Below are 24,623 nucleotides of genomic sequence, written 5' to 3' on the forward strand. Positions count from 1 at the left end.
GCCAGGGCTCCGGCTCGCCCCTGCCCGTCTCGCGCACGATCGCGGCGCTGCCGACCCGCAGCGCGTCGGCGACGATGGGTGCGGTGGCGAGGGTCGCGGCTGCCCAGAGCAGCGCGAGCACCGGCAGGCCGGCGAGCCATCCGACGCGATTTCGGAAGGCGGATGAGGAAGTTGGGGACGTCACGGACCTCGAGGACCCTCGATCGCCGTCGAGCCGGACACGGTGAGGACGATCCCCGCAATGTCCGCCCGCTTCGCGGCATCATGAAGGCTGCGGCCGACCCGCATCCGAGGCGTCACGGCATAAAAAGACCCCGACCGGTGAAGGTCGGGGCTCGGAGGTGCTCGGTGCGAAGACGTGTGCGCGAACTAGAAGTCGCGCTGCACGCGGAAGCGGGCTTGGTAGGTGTCTTCGCTGCTCTTCGGATAGAGCGGCAGACCGGCGAGCGTGGTGGTCTTGTCCGCGTTCGTGGTCCGGCCGTTCGCCAGGCTGGTGCGGATGTACTGGCCCTCGACGCCGATATCGAGATCCTTGACCGGCGACCAGATCAGGCTCGCGCCGGTGACGATCTGGGCGGTGTCGCGCAGGGACGGGCTCAGGACATACCCGACCCCGTTCGTCGTGGGTGACGGCGGGGCGACCGCGGTTCCTGCGCCGACCTCGAAGTTGGCGAGGCCTACCGCAGCGCGAGCCCGCTCGCTGAAGTTCATCTGGCCATAGCTGCCGTAGAAGGCGGAACGCCATTCCGGCGACCAGTAATGCAGGTAGGAGGCGACGACCGTGAAGCTCTGCGACAGTTCGATCTTGCCCGTCAGCGGGTTCACGATGGCGTCGGACAGGTATTGGTTGAACGGGTTGCCCGCGAAGACGGCGGCGTTGCTGAGGTACCCGGCCGTGAAGCGGTTGATGCCGGTGTAGAACGAGGCACCCTCGCCGTAGGCACCCTGCAGATAGAGGCCGTCACCCGGAGCGATGAAGGGCATGTTGAACTTCAAACCGCCCTGGATCGCCCAGCCGTACTCGGTCTGTGCGCCGCTGCTGACGCCACGGGCTGCCAACAAGGCTGCGGCCGCGTTGGGAGCCAGCGCAATCGGCGCTCCAGGGGGGCCGGTGATCGCCGAGCCGGCGATGAACCCGCCCGTGTTGACGTCCTTGACGGCGCCCGAGAGCTGAGCCGATCCCCACGGAGCATCGTAACGAAGCGAGCCCACGAAGTCGGGCATGCGCGAGCGCTGCACGGCGTCGACGAAGGCGACGCTGGTGGCGTTTCCGTTCGCGTTCTGGGACAGGATGATCGGCGTCGGAGCGGTGGTGAAGACGTTGTTGGTTCCGGCGACACCGGCGCCTGCACCGGCGGCCGTGACCGCGTCGGAATAGAGCGGGTTCTTGCGGAAGGTCGGGTCTTCCATCGAGAGTGTCGCGGAGAAGCCGCCCTCGAAGGTCTTGGTGTAGGCGAGCAGGTTCGTCGAGGCGAGATCGGAGCCGAGGGAGGTGCCGATGATTTCGTAGTCGTGTGCGTAGAAGTCGAAGAACGACGACGCACGACCGGCCGTCAGGCCTGCGAACTGGACGAAGGCCTTGTCCACGTTGATGAAATTCTCGACGCGGCCGAGCGTATCCTGGCCGGTGCCGGAGAAGGCCTGAGCGCCGCGGACGATCGTGCCCGAGGAAATCTTGGTGTTGCCGGTACGGCTGGCTGCGTCGAGGCGCAGGAAGGCGCGGAGCGTGCCGTAGCCGGTCTGCGTGCGCGCATCGACGTTGAGGCGCATCAGGCCGGTGAAGCCCGAAAGATCGCCACCACCGGGAACGTTGCGGCTGTTGCTGTTGATGTAGCCCGTCTCGAACCGCGCGCGGCCGGAGACGCGCAGGCAGGTATCGGTACCCGGGATGTAGAAGAAGCCTGCGCCGTAGGCGCCGCAGACGCGGACGTATTCGATCGGCGCGGCCTTCTTGACCGGAAGATCGGCTGCCTGTGCCCCTGCGACCGCGGTCAGCCCCGCCGCCGATCCCAGGAGAAGGCTCTTGATGAGCTTCATTGTGGAAACCTCCGAAGTTTCGAGACCCTTGGGAGCGGACTTGTTTCGGTCCACGGCGCCACCCCAGCGAGGCCCCGCGATCCTTCGTCCATTTTCCCTTTATTGGTTTGGCCATCCCCGATGGGGTATCGGCCAATCCAGCGGCGAGGCTTTTGTCTCTGCCGCCGGGGCACCATGGGCGAGCGTGGCCGCACGGGCAATCGACTTCGATGTCGTCGAACCGTCCTAAATCTGCTTCCACAAGAGCTGTTGCCCGCTCGCAACGCTTTGTTCCCGCAGGAAAACAAATCCCGCTACCGGCAGGTGCTTTCGAGCAATGACGGTCTCGCAGGCTGTGAGCCGAAGCTGACCTGCCGTAAGCGACGCCAAGACGCCGCCGTCACGTCGCCGCGTTGAGAGCCGGTTTCGATTCGGCCTCATCTGCTGCCGCAGGTGCAAATTCCGCCTCTGGAGGCCTACGACTCGCGCAACATCTCCAACGCGAGCCAGCGATCCTCAGCCGCGCTCAGTTCCGCCTGCGCTGCCGAGAGCATCGACGAGGCCTTCTCAAATCGTGCAAAATCGCGGGCGTAGAGATTGGGATCGTCGAGTACGGCCTTCAGGCGCGCGATGCCGGTCTCCAGTTCGCGCATTCGCACGGGCAGCGTCTTGAGCTCATGCTGCTCCTTGAACCCCATCTTCTTGCGGGACGACCCGGCTGCGGGTTCGCCCCGGAGCTCCGTGCGCTCGCGGGCGCCGCCACGGGGCTGCGCCGTCCGGGCGTCGACGCCCTTGCCGCGCTGCGTGAGCATGTCGCTGTAGCCGCCGGCATATTCGGTCCAGCGGCCCTCCCCTTCGGAGACGAGGACGCTGCCGACGACGCGGTCCAGGAAGTCGCGGTCGTGGCTGACCAGGATCAGGGTGCCGGCATAGTCGTCGAGCATCTCCTGGAGCAGGTCGAGGGTCTCCAGGTCGAGGTCGTTGGTGGGCTCGTCGAGCACGAGGAGGTTCGAGGGCTGCGCCAGGGCGCGGGCGATCAGCAGGCGGTTGCGCTCGCCGCCGGAGAGCACGGAAACCGGCGTACGGGCCTGCTCGGGAGCGAACAAAAAATCCTTGAGGTAGCCGATGACGTGGCGGCTATGGCCGCCGACCATGATGCTGTCGCCGCGCCCCCCCGTGAGCACGTCGGTCACGGTCATCGTCGGTTCGAGCACGGCGCGGGCCTGGTCGAGGAGCATCATCGACAGGTTGGTGCCGAGCCGCGCCACGCCGGAATCCGGCGCGAGCTTGCCGGTAAGCAGGTTGATCAGCGTGGTCTTGCCGGCGCCGTTGGCCCCGACGATGCCGAGCCGGTCGCCCCGCGTCACTCGGATCGAGAGATCGTCGACGATCGTGCGCTCGCCGTACCTCTTCGAGATGCCCTTCGCCTCGACTACGAGCGTGCCCGAGGCTTCGGCCTCCATCGACGTCATGGTGGCGGTGCCGACCGGGCGGCGGTCGTCGCGTCGCTCCTTGCGCAGGGAATGCAGGTTGCCGAGCCGCCGCACGTTGCGCTTGCGCCGGGCGGTGACGCCGTAGCGCAGCCAATGCTCTTCATCGGCGATCTTGCGTTCGAGCTTGTGCCGGTCGCGCTCCTCCTCCTCAAAGAAGTTGTCGCGCCAGGCCTCGAAGGCGGAAAAACCCTGTTCGATCCGCCGCGTCACGCCGCGGTCGAGCCAGATCGTGGCGCGCGTCAGGCCGGACAAAAAGCGCCGGTCGTGGCTGATGAGCACGAGAGCGGCGCGCGTGCGGCCGAGTTCATTCTCGAGCCATTCGATCACAGGCAGGTCGAGATGATTGGTCGGCTCGTCGAGGAGTAGAATATCGGGCTCGGGCGCCAGCGCCTGGGCCAGCGCAGCGCGGCGCGACTCGCCGCCGGAGAGCCGGGACGGGTCTTCCTCGCCGGTCAGGCCGAGGTTCTCGACGAGATAGCGGGCACGATACGGATCGTCGCCGGGGGCGAGGCCCGCCTCCACGAAGGCGAGAACCGTATCGAAGCCCGCGAGATCCGGCTCCTGCGCGAGGTAGCGCAACGTGGTGCCGGGCTGCAGGAAGCGTACGCCCCGATCGGGCTCGACGAGCCCGGCGGCGATCTTCATCAGCGTCGACTTGCCGGAGCCGTTGCGCCCGACGAGGCAGGCGTGCTCGCCGGGCGAGATCGCGAGTTCGGCTGACTCGATCAGCGGAGTGCCGCCGAAGGTCAGCGCGATGTCTTTGAGGGTAAGAAGCGGGGGAGCGGCCATGGCCGGGGGCTTAACCCGGCGCAGGGCCATCACGCCAGGGCGGTTCAGGCCGTCGGGTTGGCCGGGCCGGTCGGGGTCGGCTCCGAAGGCGGCGGCAGCGGAACCTCCACGGGGCTCTCGGCCGGCGACTCCGCGGGCGAGACACCGGGAATTTCCGGAGAGGGGGCGGGTGGCGGTGCCTGCGGCGGATCGTAGGGCGTGTCCGGTGGCGGCTGGGGGGTCGGGACTTCCGGGATCGGACCAGGATTCGACATCGAGACTCCAGGCAGGCGGGACGCGGCGCTCGTGCGCCATCCGGTCCGGTCCAAACGGGCGCCCGCCGTCGACGGTTCCGGGGATCGCCTTCGATCCTATTTCTTGGTGAGGAGCTTGGTGCCCTCGTTGCCGACGATCTTCTGCAACTTCTCGGCGAAGAACGAGAGCAGCAACGGCAGCCGGACTTCGAGGCGGACCGTGTCGGGGTTCACGTCGACCTGACCGTCTATCTTCTGACCGAGGCTCGACAATGCGAAATCGAGGTGGTCGCCGGTCCAAGTCATGGCTTCGACGGTGATGCCGCTCTTCTGCAGCAGGGCCTTGCCCTTCTCGGTCCCCTCCTCGAGCCGACGCTTGGCCTCGTCGCGCCCGAGGTCGTGCGGAATTTCCATCACCAGCGGCTTGGCCATCGCGCAGTCGTCTCCCTCTGCGGCGCAAGCTCTGCAAATGGGAACCGGCCGGCGTCACGACAACGCCGACCGGCCCGAAGTCTTTACCGTTGGCCCTTTCGGCTGACGCTTGCAGGGCCGTCCGCCGCACCAGCGGCGGCGCGCAGTCGCGCTTGGCCCACGGCCGAACGTTGAAAGTGTCGGTTTCGACTGCCGTGGGTCACGAGTCAGGCGGGTGCGATCAACGCACCACCGCCATCGAGACGTAGCTGGTGCCGTTCATGCCGATGGCGCGGGCGGCGCCGGCGGCCAGATCGATCTGGCGGCCGCCCACGAACGGGCCGCGGTCGTTGATGCGCACCACGACCGAGCGGCCGGTGGCGCTGTTTGTCACCCGGACGCGGGTGCCGAAGGGCAGGCTGCGATGTGCGGCGGTCAGGCCGCCCGAGTTGAAGCGCTCACCGCTGGCGGTGCGATGGCCCTGGAAGCCGGGGCCATACCAGGAGGCGTTGCCGCCCGACGCGTGGCGGACATGGCGAACCCGGTTGGCGAAACGAAAGGCGAAGCGGCCGGAATGAGCCGAGCGGATGCGGTGGCTGAAATGCGCGTGACGGGAGGAATGGACGTGATGTCCGCGTGCCTGAAAACCGGCATGCCCGGCCCTTGCCTCGGCAGGTGCGGCCAGCGTGAGCATGGCGAGCACGAGGCCGAACAGGGCCACGGCGTTTCGGATGACAACCTTCATGTGCGATCGCTTTCCCTTGTTGTTGCGAACGCCGCGGAAAATGATGGGGAAGGCGGCCAAATTGCGACATCGACTTAGCGGTGCGGCAAAGGCACACATCAGGCTATTTAACAGTTTAGTTTCTCGTGCTTTCCACCAAAACATTCGCAAGATGTGAGTTGTTGAGCCGTTGCGCTGCCGCCGAGCCCCTCACCTTCGGCTGGAAGCATTCGGAAGTCGCTTGCGGCAGGCGCCGGATGTCGCGCCATTACTGTCTCGCATGCATGGTGGCGGATGCACGGTTGCGGCGAGCGCAAGGCTGAGGGTCCGGGCGGGGGTATGAAGACGGCGCGACGACCGGGCTGGCGGGCACCCGGCAAAAACTGCAGCCCCAAACTGAGACGCGCCGACAAATTTTCGAGGAACCCGGCCTTTACCCTAGCTGGGCCATTGTCCGGTTGTCAGTCGCGTAACCGGTGTTTGCCATGGCTTCCCCGCGTACCGCGGTCGCCGGCGCCACCGCCCGGGTTCATGTCTCGCGTTCCGGGCGGGCAGCGTCGGCGCCGCGGATGGGTCTCGCACCCTCCGTCCAGCGTCTTCCTACCACTTTCCCTCTCGACGAGATCTTGGTCGGCGATTGCATCGCCTCCATGAACGCGCTGCCGCCGTCGAGCGTAGACTGCGTCTTCGCGGATCCGCCCTACAATCTCCAACTCGGAGAAGCGGGCCTGCTGCGTCCCGACCACAGCCGCGTCGACGCCGTCGACGACGACTGGGACAAGTTCGCGACCTTCGAGGCCTACGACACCTTCACCCGCGCCTGGCTCACCGCCGCACGCCGCGTGATGAAGCCGAACGCGACCCTCTGGGTGATCGGTTCGTACCACAACATCTTCCGGGTCGGCAGCGCGTTGCAGGATCTCGGTTTCTGGATCCTTAACGACATCGTCTGGCGCAAGGCCAACCCGATGCCGAACTTTCGCGGCAAGCGTTTCACCAATGCGCACGAGACCCTGATCTGGGCTTCCCGCTCGGCGGAGTCGAAGGGCTACACCTTCCACTACGAGGGGCTGAAGGGCGGCAACGACGACGTCCAGATGCGCTCGGACTGGTTCATTCCGCTCTGCACCGGTGACGAACGCCTGAAAGGCGCCGACGGGCTGAAGGTCCACCCCACCCAGAAGCCGGAGGCGCTGCTCGCCCGCACGTTGCTCTCGGCGACCAATCCCGGCGACGTGATCCTCGACCCGTTCTTCGGCACCGGCACCACCGGCGCCGTCGCCAAGCGCCTCGGACGCCGCTTCATCGGCTGCGAACGCGATCCTGTCTACGCAGACGCCGCACGGAAGCGGATCGATGCGGTCGAGCCGCTCTCCACCGCCGCCCTCCTCGTGGCGCCGACCAAGCGCGCCGAGCCGCGCGTGGCCTTCCTCAGCGTGATCGAGGCCGGGCATATCCGCCCCGGCGAGATGCTCAGCGATGCGCGGGGCCGCCACACGGCGATCGTGCGTCCCGACGGTACCCTGATGGCCGGGCCGGTGGCGGGGTCGATCCACAAGATCGGCGCCCTCGTCCAGGGCCTGCCCTCCTGCAACGGCTGGGATTTCTGGCACGCCAAGCGCGACGGCAAGCCGGTTGTCATCGATACCTTCCGTGCCAAGATGCGCGCCACGATGGGCTCGGCAGCCTGAACCCCGTCCGGCCTCGGCTTAGCGCGGGCGCGTCCGCGGCCGACCGCGCTTGCGCTTTGCCGCAGGCGCCGGCTCGGCCTCGGCCGGGCTCTCGAAATCCCCGTCGATCGCCTCCGCCGGCGGAGCCGCGATCATCCGCGGGGCCGGCTTCGGCACCGGGCGAAAGGTCCGGCGCAGCTCTGCCGGGACCGGCTCGGGCTCGGCAAACAGCGGTGCGGGGGCCAGGGCCGGCACTGCCTCGACCTTCGGTGTCTTGGCTTTCGGATCGGGCTTCGGATCGAAGGCGTGGGCGATCACCTTCTTGATCACGCCCGGCAGCGGCTCTTCGTCGAGATCGCGCCGAGGCGTGAAGCGCATGCCCGGTGGCGGCGCGGTGCTCAGGGAGACGCGGGCCGCGAACACCGTCAGTTCGAGCGGGAAATGCGTGAAGGCGTGGCGGACCAGCCCCGGCAGGCGCTTCCAGCGGGCATCGAGCGGCGCGTCGAGCAGGGCGCGGGCCGGGTCGTAATCCGGCTCCCAGGGGCTCATCGGGGGCTCGGCCATCGAGCCGAGAAGCCCCTCGGGTGGGCGCGTCCGCAACAGGATCGCTTCGTCGCCGGCACGGATCGCCACGAAGGCCGCGCCCCGGCGGAGCGTGCCCTTCACCGCCTTGAGCTTGCGCGGAAACGTCTCCTGCAGCCCCAGGCCTCGGGCCCGGCAGGGCGCCATCCAGGGACAGAGCGCGCAGGCCGGACGCTTAGGCGTGCAGATCGTCGATCCGAGATCCATCACGGCCTGCGCGAAGTCTCCGGGCCTGTCGGCCGGCACGAGGGCCTGCGTCAGGGACCGGATCTCAGGACGTGCAGCCGGAATCACCGTCTCGATCGCGAAGAGCCGGGTCACCACCCGCTCCACATTGCCGTCGACGGCCGCGGCCTGCCGGTCGAAGGCGATCGCGGCGATGGCGCCGGCCGTGTAGGCGCCGATGCCGGGAAGTTTTCGCAGCCCCTCCTCCGTGTCCGGGAAGGCGCCGGCGGCGGCCACCGCCTTGGCGCAGGCGTGGAGGTTTCGCGCCCGCGAGTAGTAGCCGAGCCCTGCCCAGGCAGCCATCACGCTCTCCTCCGGCGCGGCGGCGAGCGCCCAAACGTCGGGAAACAGGCCGAGGAACTTGGCGAAGTACGGTTTGACGGCGGCGATCGTGGTCTGCTGCAGCATCACCTCGGACAGCCAGATCCGGTAGGGATCCGGCGCTTCACCCGGCAGCGCCCGCCACGGCAGCACCCGGCGGTGGCGATCGTACCAGACGAGGAGATCGTGGGCTTTGGGCCGGGCAGGCGCGCGAGAGGTGTTTGCGGGCGCGGGCATGGCGAGGGTCTTATCGGCAGCGCGAGCCGCGGCAAAGGCGGCAACGACGCCTTGCGAAAAAGATCGCAGCCCGTGTCGGATACCGGCCGGCTCGATCGTCCTATGGCGGTTCTATCACTGCCAACGAGGAGGTTCGCATGCCCTATGTCGACGGGTTCGTCGTCCCGGTGCCGAAGGCCAAGCTCGACGCCTACAAGGCGTTGGCCCGCAAGGCGCGCGACGTCTGGATGGAGTATGGGGCCACCGGCTTCGTCGAGTGCATCGGCGACGACGTGCCTCACGGACGGCTGACCTCGTTCCCCCGCGCCGTGCAGCTCGCAGAGGACGAGGTCGTGGTCTTCTCCTGGATTGTCTACGCGTCGCGGGAGAGCCGTGACGCCGTCAACGCCAAGGTTATGGCAGACCCGCGCATGCAGCCCGACCCCGATATGCCCTTCGACGGCAAGCGCATGATCTATGGCGGCTTCGTTCCGTTCCTCGACGCGTAGCGGCGACGCGCGGCACCGCTTGCGCTATCGTCGTGAAGCGGCGCGTATCGCGCCGCTTCAGCGATGGGCACCACCCGGCCATGGCCCGCGTCAAACCGCTCGCCGATCTGATCGAGGCCTGCATCGGCCCGGCCTTCGCCGCGCAGGGCTTCGCTTCGACCGATATCCTCGCGGCTTGGCCCGAGATCGTCGGCGAGCGCCTCGGTCGCGCCTGCCAGCCGGTGAAGCTCGAATGGCCGCGCCGACCGCGCGGCGAGACGACCGGGCGAGCCGAATCCGGCACGCTGGTGGTGCGGGTCGAGGGCGCCTTCGCGCTCGAGCTCCAGCACCTCGTGCCGGTGGTGATCCAACGCATCAACGCGCATTATGGCTGGGCCTGCATCGGCCGCATCGTGATGAAGCAGGGCCGCGTCCATACCGGCCAGCGCCGATCGGTGCTGCCCACCATCGATCCGGCCCGGCGCGGCGAAATCGCGCTGGCGGTCTCGCGGATCGAGGAAGACGGCCTGCGCGACGCCCTCGACCGTCTCGGCATCGCCGTGATCGCGTCGGAACCGAAGCGCCGCTGAGATCGCACGGTTTCGCGATCGACTTCTCCGAGCCTGCCGGCGCCTTGCCATCGCCCGTTCCCGGTTCTACCGCACGCCTATAGAGTGCCAGTCGTCCCAGCGGAGCTTGCCAACGCCATGATCACCCGTCGCGACGTCGTCAAATTCACCGGTCTCGCAGTCGGCGCGGCCGCTCTCCTGCCCCGCCTGTCGCTCTCGGCGCTGGCCCAGTCCGCCGACACCGCGGCGCTGATGCAGCCGGGTCCGCTGGGCGATGTCTGGCTGGGTCCGGCGGACGCCAAGTGCACGATCATCGAATACGCCTCGCTGACCTGTTCGCATTGCGCACATTTCCACAAGGTCACCTGGCCGGTGCTGAAGGAGCGCTACATCGACACCGGCAAGGTGCGCTTCACCCTTCGCGAATTCCCTCTCGACCCCCGTGCGACGGCCGGCTTCATGCTGGCGCGCTGCGATGGCAACGAGAAGTACATTCCGATCACCGACCTGCTCTTCGACCAGCAGGAAGCCTGGGCCTTCGTGAAGCCGCCGGAATCGCCGATCGACGCCCTCGAGAAGCTGCTGCGTCAGGCCGGCTTCACCAAGGACAAGGTCGAGGCTTGCCTCAAGGACCAGAAGATCTACGGCGCCATCAACGCCGTGAAGACGCGCGGCCTCGACGTGCTCAAAGTCGAGTCGACCCCGACCTTCTTCATCAACGGTCAGAAATTCTCCGGCGCCATGACGATCGAGGATATCGAGAAGGTCATCAAGCCGATCCTCGGCGCCTGACAGCGCGCCGACCGAGGCGGTGCAAAAATCGCTGATTCCTCAAGATCTGGAATGACTTGAAGGAAAGCGTGGCTGCCTTGACTCGGCAGGGGGGCGAAACTATGGTCCGCGCCGTTCGAGGGGTGGCCGGACGGTTCCCTTCGCTCTCGCCGATGTGAGTAGCCTGTGAGCGGCAACGAAGCAGGAGACGGGAGCGGGGACGCTCCCGGCAACTCCGACGGCGACCTCTCCGAGAGGCTCAAGCGTCTCGGGACGCAGCTTGATCAGAAGCGGCCCCCGGCCGCTCTCGCATCGTCGCCGCGCTCGGGTCGGTCCGACGGGTCCTCTCTCGGACAGGCCATGCGGCTCTCGACCGAGTTCGTGGCGGGCGTCATCGCCGGTGGGATCCTGGGCTGGATCTTCGATCGGCTCTTCGGCACTGCGCCGTGGGGGCTGATGGTGTTTCTCCTGCTCGGGTTCCTCACGGGCATCTACAATGTGATGCGCCTGAGCGGGTTTACCGGGCAGGCGGGCGGAAAAGACCCGCGTTAGGGCATTTTCCTCCGAAACGACGCCGGGGGTCTTGAGACTCGGGGCGCATCGTGTATGGCCACGCGCACAGACCGGTGCGGACGTCGGCACGAAGGATAAGGGGCGGAACAAGGCATGGCGGGCAGCATCGACCCGGCGCACCAAGTGGCGTTGCGACCGGACCCGATCCATCAGTTCGAGCTGCATTCGCTCGTGCCGTTCGGTCATATCGGCAACCAGCAGATCGCCTTCACCCAGTCGGCGCTTTACATGTTCGCCGCGGTCGCGGTGATTGCGCTGATCACCATCGTGGCTACGTCTTCGCGCTCGGTCGTTCCGGGTCGCATGCAGTCGCTGGCCGAAATCTTCTACGAATTCATCGCCGACACCGTGCATCAGGCCACGGGCGACGAGGGCAAGCGGTTCATGCCGCTGGTGTTCTCGCTGTTCATGTTCGTGCTGGTCCTGAACCTCTTCGGCATGATCCCCTACGCCTTCGCGGTGACCAGCCACCTCGTCGTGACCTTCGGGCTCGCGGCCCTGGTGATCGGCGTCGTCGTGGTCTTCGGCGTGATGAAGCACGGCACGCACTTCTTCGGCCTGTTCGTACCGTCGGGCGTGCCGAAGCCGCTGCTCGCGCTGCTGGTGCCGATCGAGATCATCTCCTTCATCTCCCGGCCGATCAGCCTTTCGGTGCGTCTCTTCGCCAACGTTCTTGCCGGTCACATCGCGATGAAGATCTTCGCCTTCTTCGTCGTCGGGCTGTTCTCGGCCGGCGCCTGGGGCCTGCTCTTCCCGCTGCCGCTGTTCCTGACGATCGCGCTGACCGCGCTGGAATTCCTGGTCGCGGCGCTTCAGGCCTACGTCTTCGCGACGCTGACGGCGATCTACCTCAACGACGCTCTTCACCCCGGCCACTAACGCCGGCTTCTTCCGCCCTAACGCATACCAGATCAAGGAATCAGGAGTTCATAATGGATCCCGTCGCAGCGAAGTACATCGGTGCCGGTCTGGCTTGCCTCGGCATGGCCGGCGCAGGCATCGGCCTCGGCAACCTGTTCGGTCAGTTCCTTGCCGGCGCCCTTCGCAACCCCTCCGCCGCCGACGGCCAGCGCGCCACCCTGCTGCTCGGCTTCGCGCTGACGGAAGCACTCGGCATCTTCTCGCTGCTGATCGCGCTGCTCCTGCTCTTCGCCGTCTGATTTTTTTGGGAGTTCGCCGTTCCGGACCATCGGTCCGGGGCGGCGGCTTCCTCAATCGACGCGTAGGCGCTCCGCTCGTCGGAGCTGACAATCTCCGTCACCGGACGAGGCCATGGCCGAGCACAACTCCCTCACGACCCCGCCCGCCAATTCCGACGTGAAGGTGGTCACGCCTCACGGTGGTCACGATGCCGGCCACGGCGCCGCTCACACCGAGCAGCCCGCGCATGGCGCAGCCTTTCCCCCCTTCGAGACCCACACCTTTCTCTCGCAGCTGATCTGGCTCGCGATCTCCTTCGGCCTGCTCTACTACCTGATGGCCAAGGTCGCCCTGCCCCGGATCGAAGCGATCCTGCATGCACGCTCGAGCCGCCTCGCCACCGATCTCGACGAGGCGCAGCGCATGAAATCCGAGGCCGATGCCGCGGGCGTCGCCTACGAGACGTCGCTCCGCGACGCTCAGGGCAAGGCCCAGGGCATCGCCCAGGAGGCCCGCGCCAAGCTCGCCGCCGAATCCGACAAGCGCCGCAAGGACAAGGAAGCGGAGCTCAACGCCAAGATCGCCGCCTCCGAGACGACGATCCGCGAGAGCACCGCCCGCGCAATGGGCAACGTCCGCGAGATCGCCGGCGAGACCGCTTCGAGCATCGTCGAGCGCCTGACCGGCCATGCGCCGGATCGCGCCAGCCTCGACCGCGCCCTCGGCGCCGTTCACTAGAAACGCCACTTCGTAAGGACTTGTGACCGGCATGTTGATGACCGCAGAATTCTGGGTCGCCGTCGCCTTCGTGATCTTCGGCGGGATCGTCTGGAAGGTCGGCGGCTTCGGCATGATGACCAAGGGCCTCGATGGCCGTGCCAAGCGTGTGCGTCACGAACTCGACGAGGCCAAGCGCCTGCGTGAGGAGGCCGCCGCCGTCCTTGCCGATTACAAGCGCCGCCGCACCGAGGCCGAGAAGGACGCCGAGCGCATCGTCGCCGACGCCCACGAGGAGGCCAAGCGCATCGATGCCGAGGGCCATGTCCGGCTTGAGGATTACATCGCCCGCCGCACCAAGTCGGCCGAGCAGAAGATCGCCCAGGCCGAGGCCCAGGCAGCCGCGCAGGTTCGCGCCGCTGCCGCCGACGCCGCGGTGAAGGTCTCCGAGACGATCCTGCGCGAGCGTCTTCAGGGGCAGACGGCCCAGGACCTCGTCAAGTCGAGCCTCGGCGAGGTGAAGACCCGCCTCCAGGCTTGATCGCCATCGCCTATATGATCGACCAAGCCGCCTTCGGGCGGCTTTTTCGTTCAGGAGGTGTCCGGCTGTGAGCACGTTCCTGATCTACGGCGCGACCGGCTACACGGGCCGCCTCTGCGCGGAGCACGCCGTCGCGCGCGGGCTGCGTCCCGTCCTCGCGGGTCGAAGCGTCGATGCGGTGCGTGGGTTCGCCGAACGCCTCGGGCTCGAATGGCGCGCCTTCGGCCTCGAGACACCTGCCGCGGTGCGTGACGGCCTCGCCGGGATCGAGGCCGTGCTGCACGCGGCCGGACCGTTCTCGGCGACATCCCGGCCGATGGCCGAGGCCTGCTTGACCACGGCCACGCATTACGTCGACATCACCGGCGAGATCGACGTGATCGAAGCGCTTGCGGCGCGCAGCGGCGAGGCCGAAGCCGCCGGGATCATGCTGCTGCCGGGGGCGGGGTTCGATGTCGTCCCCAGCGATTGCCTCGCCGCCCACGTGGCCGGGCGGCTGCCCGGCGCCACGCGCCTGCGGATTTCGATCGGCGGTTTCCAGGGCATCAGTCGCGGCACGGCCAAGACCATGGTGGAAGGCGTCGCTTGCGGCACCCGCATGCGCCGGGGCGGCCGCATCGTCGAGATCGCCGACACGCCCCGAGCCAGCGCCGATTTCGGCTCCGGCCCGCGTTCGGCCATCGGGCTCGGCTGGGGCGACGTCGCCACGGCCTGGTACTCGACCAGGATCCCCGACATCGACGTGTTCTTCCAGGCCTCCCCGTCGCTCGCCCGGGCGGCGGCTATGCCGCGACCGTTCAAGCGGCTCCTGGCGACGGGGTTCAGCCAAGTGCTGCTCAAGCGTGCCATCGAACGCCTGGCGGCGCCCGGTCCCACACCGGAGGAGCGCGCCCGTTCGCGATGCCTGTTCCTCGCCGAGGCGTGGGACGATAGCGGCCTCCGCGTCGCGAGTCGGATGGAATCGCCCGAAGGCTACACGCTGACCGCGCTGACGGCAGTGGAGATCGCCCGTCGGGCCGCGCAGGGCGAAGCAAGCCCCGGATTTCAAACGCCGGCAACGGCTTATGGTGCGGACTTCATCCTGTCGTTCGAGGGCATCGAACGCCGGGATCTCTGAACCCTCGCCGCCGTTGCTTCGCTACGCTCGCAATGACCGTTACCTCCCTGGACGGCCGGCACCCTCCCCCGCTATTCCTCCAGCAAGCAAGGCGAGGGACGGCGGTGACGCCGATCGAGGCATGCACGACGACGATTCCCGGCCCCGCCGGCTCGCGACCCACGAGATCGGGCAGAAGCTCGACGAACTCTCCGTCGGCGATCTGGCCGAGCGCATCACTCTGCTGCGGGCCGAGATCGAGCGACTGGAGGCGGCCAAGACCGCCAAGGAAGCGGCGCGTCAGGCGGCCGGCTCGATCTTCAAGAGCTGAAATCGGGCGGCGATCGTCCGGTGCCATCCTGCGACACCCACACGTCCGACCGCGTCCCGAGGGACGTGCTATAGCCGCCCTCCCCGCGCTGGCGGGTCGATTTTGCGCATAAAGGCCGCGATGCAGCCGATCATCACGATCACCGATCTCTCCAAGACCTATGCCTCCGGCCTCTCCGCGTTGAAGAACGTGAACCTCGAGATCCGGCGCGGCGAGATCTTTGCGCTGCTCGGACCCAACGGCGCAGGTAAGTCGACGCTGATCAACGTGGTCTGCGGCATCGTCACGCCCACCACCGGCACCATCGTCGCCGACGGTCACGACATAGCGATCGACTATCGCGCCGCCCGTCGCCTGATCGGGCTGGTGCCGCAGGAACTCACCACCGACGCATTCGAAACGGTGTTCAATACCGTGAGCTTCAGCCGCGGTCTGTTCGGACTGCGCAAGGACCCTGGCCATATCGAGCGGGTGCTCAAGGAGTTGTCGCTCTGGGACAAGCGCGACAGCAGGATCATGACGCTGTCCGGCGGCATGAAGCGCCGGGTGCTCATCGCCAAGGCGCTGAGTCACGAGCCGAAGATCCTGTTCCTCGACGAGCCGACGGCCGGCGTCGACGTCGAGCTGCGCCAGGACATGTGGCGCATGGTGCGGCGCCTTCGCGAATCGGGCGTCACCGTCATCCTTACCACGCACTACATCGAGGAAGCCGAGGAGATGGCCGATCGGGTCGGCGTGATCCGCAAGGGCGAGATCGTGCTGGTGGAGGAGAAGGCCGAGCTGATGCGCAAGCTCGGCAAGAAGCAGCTCACGCTGCACCTGCAGGACAAGCTCGATGCGATCCCCGAATTACTGGCCGACCACGACCTGAGCCTCTCCGGCAACGGCCAAGAACTCATCTACACCTATGACACGCGGGGTGGCCGCACCGGCATCACCGGGCTCCTCACCGACCTCGCCGCCGCCGGCATCCGTTTTCAGGATCTCCAGACGAGCCAGAGTTCGCTCGAAGAAATCTTCGTGGATCTGGTGAGGGAACAGGCATGACACCGACGGCGAAAAGCGTCGACCCTTTCAGCCGCAGGCCGTCGGCAAGCGCGACTGCGCGCCGCCGCGCGTGCGGCGGACGGCCCTTGCAGCGTCAGCTGCGAGGGCAACAGATATGAACGCCCCCGCGATTCGCGCCATCTACGGCTTCGAGATGGCCCGCTTCTGGCGCACGGCCTTGCAGAGCATCGTCGCACCGGTGGTCTCGACCTCGCTCTACTTCGTGGTGTTCGGCGCGGCGATCGGCGCGCGCGTGCAGGAGGTCGACGGCGTCCCCTACGGCGCCTTCATCGTGCCGGGGCTGATGATGCTCTCCCTGCTGACGCAGAGCATCGCCAACGCCTCCTTCGGCATTTACTTCCCGCGCTTCGCCGGCACGATCTATGAGCTGCTCTCGGCTCCGGTCTCGCCCTTCGATATCGTCGCCGGCTATGTCGGCGCCGCGGCCTCGAAGTCGATCCTGATCGGGCTGATCATCCTCGGCACGGCGGCGTTGTTCGTGCCGCTGCACATCGCGCATCCGGTCTGGATGGTCTTCTTCCTGCTGCTCACGGCCGTGACGTTCAGCCTGTTCGGCTTCGTGATCGGGCTCTGGGCCGACGGCTTCGAGAAGCTGCAGCTCGTGCCGTTGCTCATCGTGACGCCGCTGACATTCCTCGGCGGCAGCTTCTACTCGATCGACGTACTGCCCCCGTTCTGGCGGGCGGTCAGCCACCTCAACCCCGTCGTCTACCTGATCAGCGCCTTCCGCTGGGCCTTCTTCGGCCGGGCCGATGTCGGCATCGGCATCAGCCTCACCATGGTGGCCCTGTTCCTGGTGCTCTGCCTCGGGGCGGTGAGCTGGATGTTCAAGACGGGGTATCGGCTGAAGAGCTGACGTCTCTCAGGCCCGCTTGGCCAGAAATTCCAGCACGCCCTTGCGGTGCGCTCTGTCGCCGACCGCGCTGCTGTGGTCGCGATCGGTGAGTTCGAGATAGGTCGCGTTCGGCATCAGCTTGGCCAGCGCCTCGCCCGAGCCGGCTACCGTGTCGAGGGTGCCGACCGAGACCAGCGTCGGCGTCTCGATCAGGGCGAGTTCCGCCCGCGACAGCCGATGCCGCGCGCAGCGGATACAGGCGGCCAGCGCGCGCAGGTCGCTCTTGGTCTGCTCGGCGAACGCGCGGAAGGCGGCCGCCGTCGGGTTCGCCGCCGGCGTCCCGGGGGGGGCTTCCAAAGCCTCGGCGATGCCGTCCGGCAGGCCGCCCTTGCCGTCGACCATGTAGAGGCCGAGCCCGCCCATCAGCAGCGAGCGCACACGCTCGGGATGGTCGAGCGCCAGCACCGCGCTGATCCGGGCGCCCATCGAGTAGCCCATCACGTTGGCGCGTTCGATGCCGAGATGGTCGAGCAGCCGCAGCGCGTCGCCCGACATGATGTCGGTGCCGTAGGCCTCAGGTGCGTAGAGCTTCTGGCTCTGGCCGTGGCCGCGGTTGTCCAGCGCGATCACCCGGTAGCCGGCATCCGTCAGCGTGCGTACCCAGAGCGTGTTCACCCAGTTGACCGCGTGGGTCGAGGCGAAGCCGTGGACGAGCAGCACGGGATCGCCCGTGCCGCCTTTGGCCGGAACATCGATGAAGGCGATGGTCACGCCGTCGGAATCGAAGGTCTGCACGGGCTCGGCTCCTCGTTTGGCGTGTCTTGGCGCGGGGGCAAGCAAAAATCAAAGCGTGTGCGGTCGGTTACACCCGACTTGCCGAGGATCGATCCGGCTGGCATCACCCCTCGGCATGAAGGACACGCAGCCCTACGGCACCTACGCCCCGACCGGGCTCGTCGCCCGCATCGCAGCCCACACGCAGACGCTGCCCGAGGGCAGCTGGCGCGGGCGCCGCACGGCGATGCTGCTGCGGCGGATCGCGATCTCGATGCTGAGGGGCAAGCCGCTCGATGTCGAGCGCTACGGCGCACGCATGCGGCTGCACCCCTACGACAACAATTGCGAGAAGAAGGTGCTGTTCACGCCGCAGTTCTTCGATCCCGAGGAGCGGGTGATCCTCAAGGCCCGCATGCCGCAGAACGGCGTGTTTCTCGATATCGGTGCGAATATCGGCGCCTACGCGCTTTTCGTCGGCGCCTTCGCCGGACCGCGAGCCAAGATCCTGGCGGTCGAGCCCCAGCCCGCCGTGTTCGACAAGCTGATCTACAACATCGGCCAGAACCCCTACGGCACCATCAAGGCGGTGGCCTGCGCGGTGGCCGACAAGGCCGGCGAGCTGACGCTCTTCATCGATGCGCGCAACCAGGGCGAGTCGAGCGTCAAGATCGTCGGCACCAACCAGGGCGCCGAGATCAAGGTGCCGGCGGTGACGCTGCTCGGGCTGTGCCAGTCGGAGGGGATTTCGCAGATCGACGCGGTGAAGCTCGACGTCGAGGGCGCCGAGGACCTGATTCTCGAGCCGTTCCTGCGCGAGGCGCCCAAGAGCTTGCTGCCGAAGCTGCTCATCGTCGAGAACGGCACCGAGCAATGGCACATCGACCTGCCGGCGCTGCTGGAGGGCTACGGCTATCGCCGCCTCGCGGCGACCCGGCTGAACCTGATGTTCGAGCGGGACTGATCAGCCCGGGCCCATCACCGGGATCGCGTCGGCGATGACGACCTCCTCCGGCGTGATGCGGCAGCGATAGGCGTGGACCTCGACGCCGGCCTCACGGGCCGCCCGGAACGCCCGGTCGAAGGCCGGATCGATGTCGCGGGCGACGTCGAAGACCTCCGCCCGCATCTGCACCACGACGATCAGCATCGCCCGGCCCCCACTTGCGACGACGTTGGCGAGTTCGACCATATGGCGGGCGCTGCGGGCGGCCTTGCAATCGGGAAACTCGGCGAGGCCGGCCTGCCGCATCAGGTGGCAGTTCTTCACCTCGACATGGCAGGGCGGCAGCCCCTCGCCCGTCGCGAGGAAGTCGACCCGGCTCGCCGTGCCGTAGGCGACCTCGGGCCGTAGGCCGGTATAGCCGGCGAGCGGCGCCAGCGCTCCGGCGTGAAATGCCTCCTCCACCAGGGCGTTCGGGCGCAGCGTGTTGATCCCGACCCATTGCGGGCCGCCCGGCAGTTCGGCCTCGACCAGCTCCCAGGAATACGGGAGCTTCCTGGTCTTGCTGTCGGAGGTCGAGAGCAGCACGCGGCTGCCCGGCGCATTCAGCCCGAGCATCGCACCGGGATTGGCGCAATGGGCGGTAACCGTCGTGCCGTCGGCCAGCACCATGTCGGCGAGGAAGCGCTTGTAGCGCTGGACCAGCCGCGCTTCGATCAGGGGCTTTTGAAAACGCATCGCGCCGCGTAGCACCAGCGTGCCGTGAGGCGAAGGCGCTGGCGTATAATCCGGGGCGCGCTACTTGCCACGCTCAGCCGATCCACGCTCGCCCCCGAGTCCCGATGTCCGAGCCGACCCCAGCCGTCACCGCCGCCGTGCTCGTCATCGGCGACGAGATCCTGTCCGGCCGCACCAAGGACAAGAACATCGGGTCGATCGCCGAGCGGCTCACCGAGATCGGCATCGACCTGCGCGAGGTCCGCGTCGTGCCGGACGTGACCGAGGAGATCGTCGCGGCGGTGAATGCGCTGCGTGAGCGCTACACCTATCTGTTCACCACCGGCGGCATCGGCCCGACCCACGACGACATCACCGCCGACAGCATCGCCGCCGCCTTCGGGGTCGGCATCGGCATCGACGAGCGCGCCCGTGTGATGCTCCTGGAGCGGCACAAGCCGGAAGATCTGAACGCGGCACGCTTGCGCATGGCCCGCATCCCCGACGGAGCCGACCTGATCCCGAATCCGGTCTCGAAGGCGCCGGGCTTTTCCATCGGCAACGTCTTCGTCATGGCCGGCGTGCCGCAGATCATGAACGCTATGCTCGACGCCATCCTGCCGGGCCTCTCGCAGGGCGTCCCCGTGATCTCCGAGACCATCGAGGCGGGAAAGCTCCCCGAAGGCAGCTTCGCGGGTGGTCTCGCGACGATCGCGGCGGCGCATGGCGGCGTGTCGATCGGGTCCTATCCCTCAATGACGCAGGAGGGTTTTGCCAACCGTATCGTCGTGCGCGGCCGGGACGCCGGGGCCGTGGCCGCTGCACGCGTCGAGATCGAGGCCCTGCTCGCCGGACTGCGTCGGTGATCTCCGTGCCGATGCTCCGCGCAGTACGTGTCAGGGGATAGAATTCGCGATGCCGGACGTTTGGCCTCATCGTCGATCGTTCGAGGGCGTCATGACCGAGGAAAGCCGCGCCGAGGCAGCCGAGAAGCAGCGGGATACCGAGGAGGAGGTCGAGGAGAAGCATCGGCCAGACGCGCTGCTCCTGCACGAGATCATCCGGGCCGAGGGCGAAGAGGAGTTGCGCCGTACGGTGACCGCGCTGGCACTGTCTGCCTTCGCCGCCGGGCTCACGATGGGGTTCTCGCTGATCGTGCCGGGGGTCCTGAAAGCGCACCTGCCGGAATCGCCCTGGGCCGAACTCGTCTCCAGCTTCGGCTACTCGATCGGCTTTCTGATCGTCGTGCTCGGGCGCCAGCAACTCTTCACCGAAAACACGGTTACGCCAATCCTGCCGCTGCTGCACGAGCGCACGCTTGCCAACCTCTGGCGCGTGGGGCGGCTCTGGGGGATCGTGCTAGTCGGCAACGTCGCGGCGACCCTGCTGATCGCCTACGCCCTCGGTCATTCCGACGCGTTCAAGCCGGAGGTCCGCGCGGCCTTCACCGAGCTGAGCCGGCACGCCGTCGAGGGGCCGTTCCTGACGACTCTGGTCAAGGCGGTCTTCGCCGGCTGGCTGATCGCGCTGATGGTCTGGATCCTGCCGGCCACCGGCTCCGCGGCGCCGTTCATCATCATCCTGATGACGTGGCTCGTCTCGATGTGCGGGCTCGCGCACATCGTCGCCGGCTCAGTCGATGCCTTCTACCTCGTCGTGACGGGCTCGATCGGCATGGGCGACTACGTCTGGCACTTCTTCGTGCCGACGCTGGTCGGCAACGTGATCGGCGGCGTCGCCCTGGTCTCGGTGCTGAACTACGGCCAAGTCGCACCGGAGGTGGCGGAGAACGATGCGGCGGCCGGGAAGCGTCAGCGCAGCACGTAGCCTTCCGGCTTCGGAGCAGCGGGTGCGGCCTCGCCCAAAGCGTCGAGGATGGCTGCGTCGACGACGCTGAGCAGGGCGTCCAGCGGCAGGTCGTTGGCGTCGGTGCCGAAGGGCTCTTCGAGTTCGTCGCCCAGCGCGTCGAGGCCGAAGAAGGTGTAGGCGACGAGGGCCGCCGCCAGCGGCGTCGCCCAGCCGAGGGACGCGGCGAGGCCGAAGGGCAGCAGCAGGCAGTAGAGCCAGGCCGTCCGGTAGAGCAGCAAGGTGTAGGCGAAGGGCAGCGGCGTACCGTGGATGCGCTCGCACACCGCCTGGATCTGCGACAGGGCCGCGATCTTCTGTTCGATCACTCCGTAGAGGACGTCGCTGAGAGCACCTCCGCGCTGGATGGCGCCGAGATCGACGGTGAGGTCCGCGAGGATGGCGTCGGCTACGCTCGGACGCTGCGCCAGCGTGCCGGCCTCCGCGGCCGGGAGCCAGGGCATGGCAGCCGCCACCACGCTGCCGCCCCGCAACGAGGCGTGCAGCGCGTGCGAAAACCCTGCGATCCGGCGTAGGGCGCGCCGGCGGAACGCCTCGTGCTCCGGCCCCGGCAGGAGCGCCGGCAGCGTCCGGGCGAGGCCGCGCACCTCCACGATCAGCGCCCCCCAGGCTTTGCGCGCTTCCCACCAGCGGTCGTAGCAGGCGCCGTTGCGGAAGCTCAGGAAGATCGACAGCGCCAGCCCGATCAGCGTGAACGGCCCGACGCCTACGGCCTCCGGAAACCGCCCCGGCCATTGCCGCTCAGCTGCCGTGACGAGGCAGGCGACGAGGGCGATGCCGAGCACCTTCGGCGCCACCTGCGGCAGGATCGAGCCGCGCAGGGTGAACAGGATCGCGACGAGGCCGGGGCGGGGACGAATGATCATGTTTCCCTGATCAACGACGACGCACGGTCGCGCCAGAGGCTTCGTCAAGTTTCCCAGGTGAGACCGCAGCGCACATGGCCTTGCGAGAATAGCCAGTCGCGGCGCAGCGTGCGGCGCTCGGCTTCGCGGAGATCGACGGGAGCGTTCTCGACCACCGGGCGCATCGCTACGGCTCCGATGAGCGGCTGGGTCCAGCTGAACGGTTTCCGTGTGCGGGCGCACGGATTCGTTCAGCTCGGCCGCGCGATGATCCTGCTTGCAACGACGGCGCGTCTTGCGACCGCTCGTGGCTGTTCAGGAATTTCGACCATGTCGCACCCTGTCGTGAGACGGCTTGCCGGTCTCGGCCTCGGCACCCTGGCGGTGCTCGCGGCCGTCCCCGCGCTCGCCGCCGATTTTGCCGATCCGCCGTATCCCGGCATCGAGCCGGTTCCGCACCGGGTCTACCGGGACGAGCGCATCGAAGAGGAGTTGCCGCCTCCCCCGCGCCGGCCCGTCGCCTACGGACCGCGCTTCGTTGCCGGCCCCCATTTCGCTCCGCCGCCGCCCGACGAAGAGTGCCGGACCATCGTCAAGCACCGTATCGACGCCTTCGGCGAGGAGGTGGAACGGCGCGTGCGCATCTGCGACGAACGGCCCGGAGCGCGCTTCAGGCCGAGCTTCTACCGGCCCCATCCGCTGCCGCCGGCCGACGTACCGTATGGCGGCTGGGACGGCCCGCCGCGCTGGTAGCGGTCTCCGCTCCATCTGAACGAGAAACGGGCGCATCCGGCAAGGACGCGCCCGTCTTCGTGTCTGGCTCAGTCTGCGGTGCCGGCTTCCAGAGCCGTCGTCGCAACGACGTCACGCCCGCAGGGCGGCCGGCTTTGACTTGAGTGCAGTCGCCAGCGCCTTGAGCTGGCGGTCGAGGTCGGCCAGCTCGTTGAGGGCGATGGTCTTGTGGCCGTCCTTCACCGCACGTGTGATGTCGCTGACCTGCGAGGAGGCCATGCGCTTCAGCTCGGCGGCGAGTTGCTCCCTGGTCATCGGCGCTCCTTGTCCTCACTGGAAACCATGAGGTCGGTGATACGGCCTCATGCTTAACCGGTGGTTCTTTCGGGTGCGCCCGACGCGGTTCAGGTCCGCCAGGGATGCTCTGGCAGCTCGGTGTTGCCGATGGCCTGGGCTCCGGCCAGCGCCACCGCATCGTCGTTCTCCACCGACGAGCCGCTGACGCCGATGGCGCCGGACATCTCGCCGTCCGTGTCGACGATCGGAATGCCACCGGGGAAGGTGATCAGCCCGTCATTCGAGTGCTCGATGCCGTAGAGCGGGCCGCCAGGCTGAGAGAGGCCGCCGATGGCACCGGTTTTCATGCCGAAGAACACGGCGGTCTTGGCCTTCTTCTGCGCGATGTCGATGGAGCCGACCCAGGCGCCGTCCATCCGGTAGAAGGCCTTCAGGTTACCGCCGGAATCGACGACGGCGATGCACATCTGCGTGCCGAGTTCGACCGCCTTCCGGCGCGCGGCTTCGATGGCCTTTTCGGCGTGTTCGATGGTGACGTGCATGGCTGGTGACTCCTGCTGGCTCTGGGACCGACCGGCCCCGGTGAAGAAAACGAAAAAGCCGCCCCGGTCGATCCGGAGCGGCTTCGCGATCAGGCCGGAAAGCCCGAATCGATCACTTGCCGGACATCGCGTCCGCCTTCGAAATCAGCGCCTCGGCCATGCGGATCGAGGCGATGTCGATGAGGCGGCCGTCCAGCGAGACGGCGCCGCGGCCGGCCTTGGCGGCTTCCTTCATCGCCTCGAGGATGCGACGCGCCTTGGTGACCTCGGCCTCGGAGGGAGTGAACACCTCGTTGGCGAGATCGATCTGCGAGGGGTGGATGGCCCACTTGCCCTCGTAGCCTGCCGACGCGCAGCGCCGGGCAGCGGAGATGTAGCCGTCCTGGTCGGAGAAATCGCCGAAGGGACCATCGATCGGGCGCAGGCCGTAGGCGCGGCAGGCGACCAGCATGCGCTGCTGGGCGAACAGCCACGGGTCCTGCCAATGCGTCTCGCGCTTGCCGGCCTCGTCCTTGTCGGTGAGCACGCTGAAGTCCGGGTTCACGCCGCCGATCACCTGGGCGCGGGCGCGGGTCGAGGCGGCGTAGTCGGCGACACCGAACGACATCGCTTCGAGGCGCGGCGAGGACTGGGCGATCGCCTCGACGTTGGCCATGCCGAGCGCGGTCTCGATCAGCACCTCGAAGCCGATCTTCTTCTCGCGCTTCTTCGCCTGCTCGATCTGGGTGGTCAGCACGTCGATGGCGTAGACGTCGGCAGCAACGCCAACCTTGGGGATCAGGATCATGTCGAGGCGCGGACAGGCCTCCACGATGTCGACGACGTCGCGGTACATGTAGTGGGTGTCGAGACCGTTGATGCGGATCATCATGGTCTTGTTGCCCCAATCGATATCGTTGAGGGCGGCGATGATGTTGGTGCGGGCCTTCTCCTTGTCGTCCGGAGCGACCGCGTCCTCGAGATCGAGGAAGATCACGTCGGCGTTCGACGAGGCCGACTTCTCCATGAAGGTCGGGTTCGAGCCGGGAACGGCCAGCTCGGAGCGATGCAGTCGCGCCGTCGGCGTCGGGATCAGGGTGAAGCTCATTCTCGTTTCCT

General features: G+C 67.6%; 29 protein-coding genes and 1 pseudogene. 17 read left to right on the plus strand and 13 right to left on the minus strand.

Translation table 11 applies throughout. From position 1 onward, the window contains the following. The 6 genes and pseudogenes from FV217_RS12725 to FV217_RS23760 form a co-directional block, all read right to left on the minus strand. Nucleotides 1-184, minus strand: a 184-nt coding sequence (locus FV217_RS12725) for a hypothetical protein (RefSeq protein ID WP_147817555.1), incomplete at its 3' end; no start/stop codon positions are given. Between the two features lie 185 nt (nt 185-369). Then, complete coding sequence (locus FV217_RS12730; RefSeq protein ID WP_147817556.1) at nt 370-2,037, minus strand: porin; 1,668 nt, start codon at nt 2,035-2,037, stop codon at nt 370-372. Between the two features lie 455 nt (nt 2,038-2,492). Then, nucleotides 2,493-4,298, minus strand: coding sequence for an ATP-binding cassette domain-containing protein (locus FV217_RS12735; protein WP_147817557.1), 1,806 nt, complete (start codon nt 4,296-4,298; stop codon nt 2,493-2,495). A gap of 44 nt (nt 4,299-4,342) precedes the next feature. Beyond that, a complete protein-coding gene (locus tag FV217_RS12740) occupies nt 4,343-4,552 on the minus strand; it encodes a hypothetical protein (RefSeq protein ID WP_147817558.1) in 210 nt (69 codons plus the stop codon). A 96-nt stretch (nt 4,553-4,648) separates the two neighbouring features. Further along, a complete protein-coding gene (locus FV217_RS12745) occupies nt 4,649-4,963 on the minus strand; it encodes a polyhydroxyalkanoic acid system family protein (protein WP_147817559.1) in 315 nt (104 codons plus the stop codon). A gap of 220 nt (nt 4,964-5,183) precedes the next feature. Next, nucleotides 5,184-5,456, minus strand: a pseudogene (locus FV217_RS23760) (septal ring lytic transglycosylase RlpA family protein); the annotation flags it as partial. A gap of 695 nt (nt 5,457-6,151) precedes the next feature. On the opposite strand from FV217_RS23760, the gene FV217_RS12755 reads away from it, so the two are divergent. Next, on the plus strand, nt 6,152-7,357 hold the full coding sequence (locus FV217_RS12755; protein WP_147817560.1) for a site-specific DNA-methyltransferase: 1,206 nt from the start codon (nt 6,152-6,154) through the stop codon (nt 7,355-7,357). An 18-nt stretch (nt 7,358-7,375) separates the two neighbouring features. Here FV217_RS12755 and FV217_RS12760 read toward each other — a convergent pair whose 3' ends face one another. Next, on the minus strand, nt 7,376-8,701 hold the full coding sequence (locus FV217_RS12760; protein ID WP_147817561.1) for an A/G-specific adenine glycosylase: 1,326 nt from the start codon (nt 8,699-8,701) through the stop codon (nt 7,376-7,378). 137 nt (nt 8,702-8,838) lie between these two features. Here FV217_RS12760 and FV217_RS12765 point away from each other — a divergent pair, with 137 nt between their 5' ends. The 12 genes from FV217_RS12765 to FV217_RS12820 all read left to right on the plus strand — a co-directional run bounded on the left by FV217_RS12765 (nt 8,839) and on the right by FV217_RS12820 (nt 16,830). Continuing rightward, nucleotides 8,839-9,189, plus strand: a complete 351-nt coding sequence (locus tag FV217_RS12765) for a DUF1428 family protein (protein WP_147817562.1) — start codon at nt 8,839-8,841, stop codon at nt 9,187-9,189. 80 nt (nt 9,190-9,269) lie between these two features. Further along, nucleotides 9,270-9,758 carry a DciA family protein gene (locus FV217_RS12770; protein ID WP_147817591.1) on the plus strand — a complete coding sequence of 163 codons (489 nt, stop codon included), beginning with the start codon at nt 9,270-9,272 and terminating at the stop codon, nt 9,756-9,758. Nucleotides 9,759-9,875: 117 nt separating this feature from the next. Next, entirely contained in the window at nt 9,876-10,529 is a 654-nt protein-coding gene (locus FV217_RS12775) for a thioredoxin domain-containing protein (protein WP_147817563.1), read from the plus strand. 165 nt (nt 10,530-10,694) lie between these two features. Next, a complete protein-coding gene (locus FV217_RS12780) occupies nt 10,695-11,060 on the plus strand; it encodes an AtpZ/AtpI family protein (protein WP_147817564.1) in 366 nt (121 codons plus the stop codon). A 144-nt stretch (nt 11,061-11,204) separates the two neighbouring features. Continuing rightward, entirely contained in the window at nt 11,205-11,960 is a 756-nt protein-coding gene (locus FV217_RS12785; protein ID WP_147817592.1) for a F0F1 ATP synthase subunit A, read from the plus strand. Between the two features lie 53 nt (nt 11,961-12,013). Further along, on the plus strand, nt 12,014-12,241 hold the full coding sequence (locus tag FV217_RS12790; RefSeq protein WP_007566773.1) for a F0F1 ATP synthase subunit C: 228 nt from the start codon (nt 12,014-12,016) through the stop codon (nt 12,239-12,241). Nucleotides 12,242-12,353: 112 nt separating this feature from the next. Then, complete coding sequence (locus FV217_RS12795; RefSeq protein WP_147817565.1) at nt 12,354-12,959, plus strand: F0F1 ATP synthase subunit B'; 606 nt, start codon at nt 12,354-12,356, stop codon at nt 12,957-12,959. A 34-nt stretch (nt 12,960-12,993) separates the two neighbouring features. Continuing rightward, nucleotides 12,994-13,479: an ATP F0F1 synthase subunit B gene (locus FV217_RS12800; RefSeq protein ID WP_187272540.1), complete on the plus strand. Its 486-nt coding sequence runs from the start codon at nt 12,994-12,996 to the stop codon at nt 13,477-13,479. A gap of 67 nt (nt 13,480-13,546) precedes the next feature. Then, nucleotides 13,547-14,596: an NAD(P)H-binding protein gene (locus FV217_RS12805; RefSeq protein ID WP_147817567.1), complete on the plus strand. Its 1,050-nt coding sequence runs from the start codon at nt 13,547-13,549 to the stop codon at nt 14,594-14,596. 121 nt (nt 14,597-14,717) lie between these two features. Continuing rightward, nucleotides 14,718-14,906 carry a DUF1192 domain-containing protein gene (locus tag FV217_RS12810; RefSeq protein WP_147817568.1) on the plus strand — a complete coding sequence of 63 codons (189 nt, stop codon included), beginning with the start codon at nt 14,718-14,720 and terminating at the stop codon, nt 14,904-14,906. Nucleotides 14,907-15,026: 120 nt separating this feature from the next. Further along, a complete protein-coding gene (locus FV217_RS12815; RefSeq protein WP_147817569.1) occupies nt 15,027-15,953 on the plus strand; it encodes an ABC transporter ATP-binding protein in 927 nt (308 codons plus the stop codon). 115 nt (nt 15,954-16,068) lie between these two features. Continuing rightward, nucleotides 16,069-16,830, plus strand: a complete 762-nt coding sequence (locus FV217_RS12820; RefSeq protein ID WP_147817570.1) for an ABC transporter permease — start codon at nt 16,069-16,071, stop codon at nt 16,828-16,830. Nucleotides 16,831-16,836: 6 nt separating this feature from the next. On the opposite strand, the gene FV217_RS12825 is transcribed toward FV217_RS12820, so the two are convergent. Beyond that, complete coding sequence (locus FV217_RS12825; protein WP_147817571.1) at nt 16,837-17,604, minus strand: alpha/beta hydrolase; 768 nt, start codon at nt 17,602-17,604, stop codon at nt 16,837-16,839. A 115-nt stretch (nt 17,605-17,719) separates the two neighbouring features. Between FV217_RS12825 and FV217_RS12830 the strand changes: the two genes are divergently transcribed. Further along, nucleotides 17,720-18,547 (plus strand): FkbM family methyltransferase, encoded by an 828-nt coding sequence (locus tag FV217_RS12830; protein ID WP_147817572.1) that lies wholly within the window; start codon nt 17,720-17,722, stop codon nt 18,545-18,547. On the opposite strand, the gene sfsA is transcribed toward FV217_RS12830, so the two are convergent. After that, complete coding sequence (sfsA, locus tag FV217_RS12835) at nt 18,548-19,264, minus strand: DNA/RNA nuclease SfsA (RefSeq protein WP_147817573.1); 717 nt, start codon at nt 19,262-19,264, stop codon at nt 18,548-18,550. It abuts the gene before it with no gap. Between the two features lie 104 nt (nt 19,265-19,368). Here sfsA and FV217_RS12840 point away from each other — a divergent pair, with 104 nt between their 5' ends. Both FV217_RS12840 and FV217_RS12845 read left to right on the plus strand, forming a co-directional pair. Further along, the gene (locus FV217_RS12840; protein ID WP_147817574.1) at nt 19,369-20,109 is read left to right on the plus strand and encodes a molybdopterin-binding protein; all 741 of its coding nucleotides are present in this window, start codon (nt 19,369-19,371) and stop codon (nt 20,107-20,109) included. A gap of 91 nt (nt 20,110-20,200) precedes the next feature. Continuing rightward, nucleotides 20,201-21,070 carry a formate/nitrite transporter family protein gene (locus tag FV217_RS12845; RefSeq protein WP_147817575.1) on the plus strand — a complete coding sequence of 290 codons (870 nt, stop codon included), beginning with the start codon at nt 20,201-20,203 and terminating at the stop codon, nt 21,068-21,070. Here the strand turns inward: FV217_RS12845 and FV217_RS12850 are convergent. Then, a complete protein-coding gene (locus FV217_RS12850) occupies nt 21,055-21,975 on the minus strand; it encodes a bestrophin family protein (protein ID WP_147817576.1) in 921 nt (306 codons plus the stop codon). The two genes, FV217_RS12845 and FV217_RS12850, sit on opposite strands and share 16 nt — an antisense overlap. A gap of 309 nt (nt 21,976-22,284) precedes the next feature. On the opposite strand from FV217_RS12850, the gene FV217_RS12855 reads away from it, so the two are divergent. Further along, nucleotides 22,285-22,707 (plus strand): hypothetical protein, encoded by a 423-nt coding sequence (locus FV217_RS12855; RefSeq protein WP_147817577.1) that lies wholly within the window; start codon nt 22,285-22,287, stop codon nt 22,705-22,707. Between the two features lie 111 nt (nt 22,708-22,818). On the opposite strand, the gene FV217_RS12860 is transcribed toward FV217_RS12855, so the two are convergent. The 3 genes from FV217_RS12860 to FV217_RS12870 form a co-directional block, all read right to left on the minus strand. Further along, nucleotides 22,819-23,001: a hypothetical protein gene (locus FV217_RS12860; protein WP_147817578.1), complete on the minus strand. Its 183-nt coding sequence runs from the start codon at nt 22,999-23,001 to the stop codon at nt 22,819-22,821. Nucleotides 23,002-23,090: 89 nt separating this feature from the next. Continuing rightward, a complete protein-coding gene (locus tag FV217_RS12865) occupies nt 23,091-23,525 on the minus strand; it encodes a heme-binding protein (protein WP_147817579.1) in 435 nt (144 codons plus the stop codon). Nucleotides 23,526-23,637: 112 nt separating this feature from the next. Continuing rightward, nucleotides 23,638-24,612 carry a CoA ester lyase gene (locus FV217_RS12870; protein WP_147817580.1) on the minus strand — a complete coding sequence of 325 codons (975 nt, stop codon included), beginning with the start codon at nt 24,610-24,612 and terminating at the stop codon, nt 23,638-23,640. Nucleotides 24,613-24,623 lie beyond the last annotated feature (11 nt).

It is taken from the genome of Methylobacterium sp. WL9 (genome assembly GCF_008040035.1).
Taxonomy (GTDB): domain Bacteria; phylum Pseudomonadota; class Alphaproteobacteria; order Rhizobiales; family Beijerinckiaceae; genus Methylobacterium; species Methylobacterium thuringiense.